The 8174-nt window shown below is 70.8% G+C and carries 9 protein-coding genes; 1 reads left to right on the top strand and 8 read right to left on the bottom strand.

The features are described from left to right. Positions 1-295: 295 nt before the first annotated feature. Entirely contained in the window at positions 296-2140 is a 1845-nt protein-coding gene (locus tag VF330_RS19030; protein WP_330852973.1) for an ABC transporter ATP-binding protein, read from the bottom strand. Next, the gene (locus VF330_RS19025) at positions 2137-3879 is read right to left on the bottom strand and encodes an ABC transporter ATP-binding protein (protein WP_330852971.1); all 1743 of its coding nucleotides are present in this window, start codon (positions 3877-3879) and stop codon (positions 2137-2139) included. The genes VF330_RS19030 and VF330_RS19025 overlap by 4 nt, the downstream gene beginning before the upstream one ends. 156 nt (positions 3880-4035) lie before the next feature. Between VF330_RS19025 and VF330_RS19020 the strand changes: the two genes are divergently transcribed. Further along, the gene (locus tag VF330_RS19020) at positions 4036-4260 is read left to right on the top strand and encodes a hypothetical protein (RefSeq protein ID WP_330852970.1); all 225 of its coding nucleotides are present in this window, start codon (positions 4036-4038) and stop codon (positions 4258-4260) included. On the opposite strand, the gene VF330_RS19015 is transcribed toward VF330_RS19020, so the two are convergent. The 6 genes from VF330_RS19015 to VF330_RS18990 all read right to left on the bottom strand — a co-directional run bounded on the left by VF330_RS19015 (position 4247) and on the right by VF330_RS18990 (position 8125). Then, positions 4247-4669 carry a hypothetical protein gene (locus VF330_RS19015; RefSeq protein WP_330852969.1) on the bottom strand — a complete coding sequence of 141 codons (423 nt, stop codon included), beginning with the start codon at positions 4667-4669 and terminating at the stop codon, positions 4247-4249. The genes VF330_RS19020 and VF330_RS19015 overlap by 14 nt on opposite strands. Continuing rightward, complete coding sequence (locus VF330_RS19010) at positions 4644-5051, bottom strand: hypothetical protein (protein WP_330852968.1); 408 nt, start codon at positions 5049-5051, stop codon at positions 4644-4646. The genes VF330_RS19015 and VF330_RS19010 overlap by 26 nt, the downstream gene beginning before the upstream one ends. Positions 5052-5059: 8 nt before the next feature. Then, a complete protein-coding gene (locus tag VF330_RS19005; RefSeq protein ID WP_330852967.1) occupies positions 5060-5494 on the bottom strand; it encodes a hypothetical protein in 435 nt (144 codons plus the stop codon). A gap of 42 nt (positions 5495-5536) precedes the next feature. Continuing rightward, positions 5537-5839 (bottom strand): hypothetical protein, encoded by a 303-nt coding sequence (locus VF330_RS19000; protein WP_330852966.1) that lies wholly within the window; start codon positions 5837-5839, stop codon positions 5537-5539. A gap of 79 nt (positions 5840-5918) precedes the next feature. Further along, positions 5919-6869 (bottom strand): septation protein SepH, encoded by a 951-nt coding sequence (sepH, locus tag VF330_RS18995; protein ID WP_330852965.1) that lies wholly within the window; start codon positions 6867-6869, stop codon positions 5919-5921. 101 nt (positions 6870-6970) lie between these two features. Next, a complete protein-coding gene (locus VF330_RS18990) occupies positions 6971-8125 on the bottom strand; it encodes a sensor histidine kinase (protein WP_330852964.1) in 1155 nt (384 codons plus the stop codon). Positions 8126-8174 lie beyond the last annotated feature (49 nt).

The raw sequence follows: 8174 nt of genomic DNA, 5'->3' as shown, positions 1-8174 counted from the left end.
CTTGTGCGATTGGGGCTTGACTTTGGGTGCGAGGTGCTACCCCTTTCGGGCTCGGCCGGTCGCGAAGCGTCCGGCCGTTTTCCGGCCGACCACAGCGCCTCGCAAGGGCCCCGAAGTCAAGCCCCAATCGCAATCGTCGCGAAGCGGCGATGCCACCCAGGTCTTTCGTCCGAGTTGCATGACCACACTGGAACAGGCACGGGGACAACGCAACAGGACCACGCTGGAACTCGCCCGGCAAACGTGAGGTCGCGTTCGCGCCAGATCCCCATTGGCGCGAACGCGACCAAAGGCCCTACGCGAGCGAGTCGCGCCAGGCCGTGTGCAGGGCGGCGAACCGGCCCTGCTCACCGATCAGCTCCGCGGGGGAGCCGTCCTCCACCACAATGCCACCATCGAGCACCAGCACGCGGTCCGCGATCAGGACCGTGGACAGCCGGTGGGCGATGATGAACGCCGTCCGGTCGGCCAGCACCGTCTCCAGTGCCGCCTGCACCGCACGTTCGGTGGGCACGTCCAGCGATGATGTTGCCTCATCCAGCACCAGCACGGCGGGATCGGCGAGGAAAGCCCGCGCGAACGCCACCATCTGCCGCTGCCCGGCGGACAGCCGCCCACCGCGTTTGCGGACGTCGGTGTCGTACCCGTCCGGCAGCGCGGCGATGAACTCGTGCGCCCCCACCTCGGCCGCCGCGGCCTCGACCTCGGCGCGGGACGCCGACGGACGGCCCAGGGCGATGTTGTCCGCGACCGAGCCGGAGAACAGGAAGTTCTCCTGCGTCACCATCACCACGGCCCGGCGCAGGTCCGTGTCCGCCACTGAACGCAGGTCCACGCCGTCGAGCCGCACCGCGCCGGACGACGCGTCGTAGAAGCGTGCCACCAGTTTGGCCAGCGTGGTCTTGCCGGCACCGGTCGCGCCGACCAGTGCCACGGTCTGGCCGGCCGGAACGTCGAGCGAGAACGTCGGCAGCACCAGCCGGGACGTCCCGGGGTAGCGGAACTCGACGGCGTCGAAGGAGATCGCGCCCCGCGCGTGCGGCAGGGCGACCGGCGACGACGGTTCCGGCACCGAGGGTTCCTCCTCCAGCAGGCCGGAGATCTTCTCCAGCGCGGCGGTGGCGGAGGAGTACGAGTTCGCGAACATCGCCAGCTCGTCGAACGGGTCGTAGAAGCGGCGCAGGTACAGCGTGAACGCCGCCAGCACGCCCAGCTCCATCGAGCCGCCCGTGACGCGGTAGGCGCCCCACGCCAGCACGACGGCCAGCGACACGTTGCCGATGGTGCGGATCGTCGCGGTGAACGCGGCCATCACGCCCAGCGCGTCGGTGTTCGCGTCGCGGAACTGGCCGTTGAAGCCCGTCATGATCTGCTCGTTGCGGGGCTGGCGCCGGAACGCCTGCACCGCGCGGATGCCGTTCATCGACTCCACGAACTGCACGATGATCTTCACGATCGCGCCGCGCGTGCCGCGGTAGGCGTCCATCGAGCGGCGGCGGAACCAGCGCCAGACGAAGTACGCCGGGATGAAGCCCGCGATCACGACCGACGCCAGCGGGGCGTCGAGCCAGATCAGGATCACCGCGATGCCCGCCACGGACAGCGCCGCGTTGAACAGGCTGTCGAGGCCCTCCTCCAGCAGGTCCTGCAACGCGTCGACGTCGCTCGTCAGCCGCGCGATGACCTTGCCGGACGTGTACGACTCGTGGAAGCCCACCGACAACCCCTGCGAGTGCCGGAAGATCCGCCCGCGCAGGTCCAGCAGCAGGTCCTGGCCGACGCGGCCGGAGATCCGCAGGAACGCCCAGCGCAGGAACGTCGTCAGCCCCGCGCAGACCGCGTAGCCGACGACGCACCACACCAGGACCATCGGACCGCCGCCGATCGCGGCCGGGATGCCCCTGTCGATCGCGGCGGCGATCAGCAACGGGCCCGCGAGGTTCGCGAGGTTGCCGCCGACCACCGCGGCGATCGCCAGCGACGTGCGGCGGACGTGCGGGCGCAGCAACGACCCCAGCAGCCTGCGCGACCTCGCCTGCAGGCGCAGGCCCGTCCGGTGGGAGATCTCCTCGATCTCCTCGGCGGCGACGCCGCGCCACTCCTCTTCCTCAGCCACGGGCTGAACGGGTGCCGAGCTCACGACGCCACCTCCTCTTCCACCTTGTCGTCGGCGTCCAGACTGGACAGCAGACGCCGGTACTCCTCGTTGTGCTCCAACAGTTCCCGGTGCGTGCCGAACGCGGTGATCCGGCCGTCGGCCAGCATCGCGACCCGGTCGGCCAGCTGCACGGTCGACGGCCGGTGCGCCACGACGAGCGCCGTGACGCCGCGCAGCACCCGGCGCAGCACCGCCTCCACCTCGGCCTCGGTGTGGACGTCGAGCGCCGACAGCGGGTCGTCCAGCACCAGCACCGCCGGCCTGCCGACGACCGCGCGCGCGAGCGCCAGCCGTTGCCGCTGGCCGCCGGACAGCGACAGGCCCTGCTCACCGATGCGGGTCGCGAGACCCCACGGCAGCGCGTCCACGAACTCCTCGGCCTTCGCGACCCGCAGCGCCTCGCGCACCCGTTCCTCGTCGACGTCGGGCACGCCCAGCGCCACGTTCTCGGTCACCGACGCGGAGAACAGCACCGGCTCCTCGAACGCGGTGCCGACCGCCGTGCGCAGGTCCTCCAGCGACAGGTCCCGCACGTCGACGCCGTCGAGCGTGATCCGGCCGCCCGTCACGTCGGCCAGCCGCGGCACCAGCGCGGTCAGCGTCGTCTTGCCGGACCCGGTCGCGCCGACCAGCGCCACGGTCTCGCCGGGACGCAGGTCGAGGTCGACGCCCTTGAGCACCTCGCGGCCGTCCTCGAACGCGAACCGCACGCCCTCGAAACGGACGTGCCCGCGCGTCGGCGCGGGCAGGGGGGTGGGCGAGGCCGGGCTGGTGATCGTGACGGGTTCGTCGATGACCTCCCAGTACCGCTCCAGCGCGGAGGCGGCCTGGTTCGTCTCGGCGAGCAGCCAGCCGATGGAGTCGATCGGCCAGCGCAGGTAGGCGCTCACCGCGACCGCGGCGACCAGCGTGCCGACCGTCATCGACCCGTTCACGATGCCGATCGCGCCGACGCCGAGCATGCCCGCGATCGACAGCTCCGGCAGCACGATCAGCACCGACCACAGCGCGGCCAGGATCGAGATCTTGTTCAGCTCGGTCGCCCGCAGCTCCCGCGCCTGCGCCAGGAACCGCTTCGACAGCTCGGGCCCGCGCCCGAACGCCTTGAGCACCCGGATGCCGAGCACCGACTCCTCGACCGTCGTGGTCAGGTCGCCCGCCTGGTCCTGGGCCCTGCGCGCGACGACCTTGAACCTCGACTCGAATAAGAACGAGATGACGATCAACGGCAGCGCGCCGCACAGCGACACGACCACCAGCCACGGCGAGAGCGCCGCGATGATGCCCAGTCCGATCAGGACGACCAGGCTGTTCACGATCAGGAAGATGACGGCGAACGCCACGAACCGCCGCACGGTCGTGAGGTCGTTGGTCGCCCGCGACAGCAGCTGACCCGACTGCCACTTGTCGTGGAACGACACCGGCAGCCGCTGCAGCCGCTGGTACAGGTCGAACCGCATGCGCGCCTCGACCTCGGCCGCCGGCCGGGCGACGACCTTGCGCCGGATGTAGAACAGGCCGGCCTCGCTGAGCCCGAGCGCCAGCACGCCCAGGATGAGCCACGGCAGGACCGCGGTCTCCTTGTTCTGGATCGGACCGTCGACGATGCGCTGCGTGAGCAGCGGGATGCCGAGACCGCACAGCATCGCGAGCATCGTCGCCGACAGCACGACAGCCATCCGTGCGCGGTGCGGCCGCACGTACGGCCACAACCTCCGCAAGGTCCTGATTGTCGAGTTACGTTGATCGCTCACGCGACGAGCCCCCTCCAGGTCACCCCCAAACTACGAAGGACGACCCGCCTCGGCATCCGGTTTTTCTCCTCACCGGAGCCTGCTGTCTCGACTTAGGTCGAGGTCAAGGGCACGATGACCACCATGACGCGGTATCTGCGAACCGAGCAGACGATGGCGTTTCCACACGGACGGCTCATCGCCACCCGTGACGGCGCGAGCTACGTGCTGGCCCCCGACGGCTGGGACCACCTGCCGGGCCCGAGGCCGCGGCACGCCAGGTCCGTCTCCCGCGAGGAGGCCGAGGACTGGTGCGAGAGCGAGGGCTGGGACCTGAACCTGCTCGACGAGGTCCCTACGACCTCTTGAACGTCACCAGCGCGACGAGCCCGTAGGCGACGGCCGCGAGCAACGCCTCGGCGTGGTGCCGGTTCGTGAACCAGGCCATCGCGGGCTCGTGCACCTTGAAGTAGAGCCCGATGCCCAGCACGACCGGCCCGAGCAGGATGACCGGCCACACCGGCCGCACGCCGAAGACCCACAGGACCGGCCCGGCGAGCACCAGCGACGACACCAGCGCGAGCGGCAGCCCGACCAGCACGAGCAGCAGGAACGTCGACATCGACGTGCTGTCGAGCCACGACTTGAGGAAGCCCGACTCGTACGCCCACGTCCAGCCGAGCACGAGCCCTGCCCCGACGGCCATCGAGAGGACGACCCGGAACAGCAGCCGGCGCCCCGCCCTGCCCGTCTTACCCGCGGTGCTCTGTTCGGTCACGCCTGCCACCGTAACCAGCGGCCACCGCGGCAGCCAAGGCGTACCCGCCCGCTCCCGCCACCGCGACCACGACGAGCGCGGTCTCGTCCGGCAGTGCGATGCCGAGAAACCGCAGCAGCACGCCGCCGAGCAGCGCCAGCACCACGGCACAGGCGGTGCCGGCGGCGGCGGTCGGTCCCGCCGCCGGGAGCCGCGCGACCCGCAGCAGGCCCCACCCCACGAGCACCCAGACGACCACCAGCGCCGGAACCAGGACGAGCAGCGAGAGCAGCGCGCAGCCGATCCCGCTGCCGTCGCACGGCAGGTTTCCGAGAGGGTCGAGCGACAGCAGCCACCCGGTGCCGCACACCGCGCCCACCAGCGCCGCCGTGACCGTCCTCATGCCGTCGATCATGACGACGCGAGGCTCGTTCCGCCAGGCGCGGACGCACGCGGCCCGCACAGCGCCGCGACCGCGTAGGCGACGCAGGCCGCGAGCACGTACGCGGTCACCATGAACTCGCGACCCTCCGCCTGGTACAGGTCGAGGTAGCGCGTCTCGACGACGACGGCCCCCACGACCAGCACGATCCACAGCGCGGCGCCGATCCCGGCTGTCCACCACCCGCGCCGCGCGCGCAGCGCCCGGAACCCGGCGAGGACCAGCACGGCCGCGACGGCCGTCCAGAACCCGAAGACCAGCCCGTAGGTGGCCGGGAGCCCGACACCGCAACCGGTGCGTCCCCAGCCGGGAGAGCAGTACCAGCCCCACGCGTCGAGGGTGACGACGAACCCGCCACCGACCACCGTTCCGACGACGGCCCCGAGGGCCGTGCGCAACACCATGCGCCAAGGACTATCGGAAGAACGACCAGCGGAGGCCGTTCTTCACGAACCCTCCACAGCACCTTCACGCCGTGCCGACGTGAGCACGGCGAGCAGCGCGTACAGCACCGCGAACACCGCGAAACCGAGCCACGGCACGGCGAGCAGGAAGATCATCGCCACCACGGCCATGAGGGTCGCGGGCACGGCCACCAGCCATGCCCGCGACTCACCCGACGAACGCAGCGCGATCCCGCCCAGGACCGCCGCCACCACCGCGAAGACCGGAACGGTCGTCACGAACGTGCTGAGACAACCCCAGTCGTCGAACGTGCAGACCGCCCCGGAGGCGATGAGCTCGAACATTCCCCACCAGGCCAGCCCGAGGAGTGCACCCACTCCGGCAGCCAGCGCGACACGACGTCCCACGGCGTCGGCGCCTCACTCAGCGGTTCGACCGCACGCCGAGTAAAACGTCTTCCCACGACGGGACGATGGGGTGGTTCTTCTTCCCCCGCTTCGGAGGAGGGTCGTTGCGGACCTGCTTCTCCGCGGCGGGTTCCTGCTCCTTCTTCACCGGCGGTGCCGGCGGGGCGGGAGCGGGCTCGGGTTCCGGCTGCTTCTCCTGGACGGGCACGTGGACCGGCGTCTCGGCCACGACGGGCGCCGGAGCCGGAGGCGGTGCCTGCGCGGGAACCGGCACGGGTGCCGGTTCCTCGAGCATCGGCATCGACGCCGGGAGGACCGGAGTCGCCTCCAGCGCCTGCCGCGCGAGCTGCGTCACCGGGCGCACCGTGCGGAGCGTCCGGTTCGGGTTCGGGTCCATCAGGTCGACCGCGGCCTCGTCGAGCGCCGTGACCGTGCCGCCCTGCGCACCCGGGTGGAACGCCCAGTGCGCGCGGTTGTCCGAGCGCCCGGTCGTCCAGTGCAGCTGCACGATCCAGCGGCCGTCGTCGCCCTTCCACGAGTCCCACTTCGTGTCGGACAGGTCGTGGCCGCGCATCCCGAACGAGTGCGCGACGACCTCGCCGAGCGTCTGCACGTCCGGGCCGTCCTCGCGGACCGGGTGCGCGCGCTGGGCCATGTCGGCCGTGCGGGAGCGCTCGAGGAGCACGGGGTAGGCGAAGCGCTCGATCCGGTTCGCCGGCATGCCGGAGGCCGCCGCGACCTGCTCGATCGACTCGCCGGCGCGGATGCGGGCCTGGATCTCGCGCGGCCGCATCTGGGCCTCGCCCGACTCGATCTGCATCTGGCCGAGGCGCGCCAGGTCACCGCGCAGGGCCGCCCGAAGGCGCTCGTCTGCGGGGAGCGTGAAGCGCTCGCCGCGGTTTTCGGGGTCCTCGAGGATGACGGACTTGCCGTCCTCGTCGAGCCCGATGACTCGCAGCGCTCGCATCGTGGCCTCCCTGAATTCGCACCTCGCCAGCAGACAACGTTAGGACAACGAGGCGTCCACAGGTGGGAGACTCGCCGATATCTCTACGTGATCTTGCCAGTTCACGAGGGTTGCCGCACTCCCGTTTCCGGAAGGTTCACCTGGACCACCAGCCCGCCTCCTCCGTTCGGACGAGCCTTCGCCGAGCCCTGGTGGGCCTTCGCGACGGACTGCACGATCGACAGCCCGAGGCCCGATCCGGCGGTCCCCGTGCGGTCGCGCAGACGTCGGAAGGGCTCGAACAACCCGGGTACTGCCTGGGCAGGCACGGTGGGGCCGGTGTTGGTCACGACGAGTTCTTGATCAAGGCGTACCGAGACGGAACCGCCCGGCCGGTTGTAGAGGACGGCGTTGCGCAACAGGTTGCCGACGAGCTGGGAAAGTAAGACAGGATCGCCGTCGACCAGATACCTGCGAGTCTCCACCACAAACGTGACTTTTTTCTCCGCGGCAAGTGTCTCGCAGGACGCCACTTCGTCGTCGACGACCTCGTCGAGCCACACGAGCTCACGCGACGTGAGGCCGCGGTCGCTCTTCGCGAGCACCAGCAGCCCGTCGATGAGCCTCTCGCTCCGCTCGTTGGTGTCGAGCAGGTGCGCGCCGAGCCGGCGGACCTCGTCGGTGGCGTCCGGCGCGGCCAGCGCCACCTCGATCAACGTCCGCTGCACCGCGAGCGGCGTGCGCAGCTCGTGCGAGGCGTTCGCGACGAACCGCTTCTGGCTGTCGAACGACGACGCGAGCCGGTCGAGCATGCCGTCGAAGGTGTCCGCGAGCTCCTTGAGCTCGTCGGGCGGCCCGTCGAGCTCGATGCGCTGGTCCAGCCGTTCCGCCTCCAGCCGGTGCGCGGTCGTGGTGATCGAGTGCAGCGGCGCCAGCACCCTGCCCGCCACCACCCACCCGAGCCAGACGGCGATCACGGCGGCGACCAGCAACGCGATGACCGACTGCCAGAGGACCGTGTCCATGGTGTCCGACTTGACCTGGTCAGCGGTGTACACGAGCGTGTCGGCGGGCAGCTGCGCGGCGGCGACCCCGTCCACGCCGGTGATGTCGACGTACGAGGGCAGCTGCTCCGCCGGGACGGCCCTCGAGACCGCCATCCCGCCCGACACCGGCGTCCACTCGGCGAGCAGCCAGTAGTTGAGACCGATCAGCGCGATGCCCGCGATCAGGAACACCCCGGCGTACCAGGCCGTCAGCCTGGTCCGCAGCGTCATGACCCGAACCGGTAGCCGGCGCCGGGCACGGTCTCGATGACCTGCGGCG

Source organism: Lentzea sp., assembly GCF_036380075.1.
Classification (GTDB): domain Bacteria; phylum Actinomycetota; class Actinomycetes; order Mycobacteriales; family Pseudonocardiaceae; genus Lentzea.
The sequence above is the reverse complement of the archived record's forward strand: the minus strand, read 5'-3'. Positions and strand labels throughout refer to the sequence as shown.

Excerpts from the sequence above, each read along its gene's own strand:
- VF330_RS19010 (WP_330852968.1), bottom strand. The coding sequence starts at position 5,051 with ATGAGGACGGTCACGGCGGCGCTGGTGGGCGCGGTGTGCGGCACCGGG.
- VF330_RS18990 (WP_330852964.1), bottom strand. The coding sequence starts at position 8,125 with ATGACGCTGCGGACCAGGCTGACGGCCTGGTACGCCGGGGTGTTCCTG.
- VF330_RS19005 (WP_330852967.1), bottom strand. The coding sequence starts at position 5,494 with ATGGTGTTGCGCACGGCCCTCGGGGCCGTCGTCGGAACGGTGGTCGGT.
- VF330_RS19000 (WP_330852966.1), bottom strand. The coding sequence starts at position 5,839 with ATGTTCGAGCTCATCGCCTCCGGGGCGGTCTGCACGTTCGACGACTGG.
- sepH (WP_330852965.1), bottom strand. The coding sequence starts at position 6,869 with ATGCGAGCGCTGCGAGTCATCGGGCTCGACGAGGACGGCAAGTCCGTC.
- VF330_RS19020 (WP_330852970.1), top strand. The coding sequence starts at position 4,036 with ATGACGCGGTATCTGCGAACCGAGCAGACGATGGCGTTTCCACACGGA.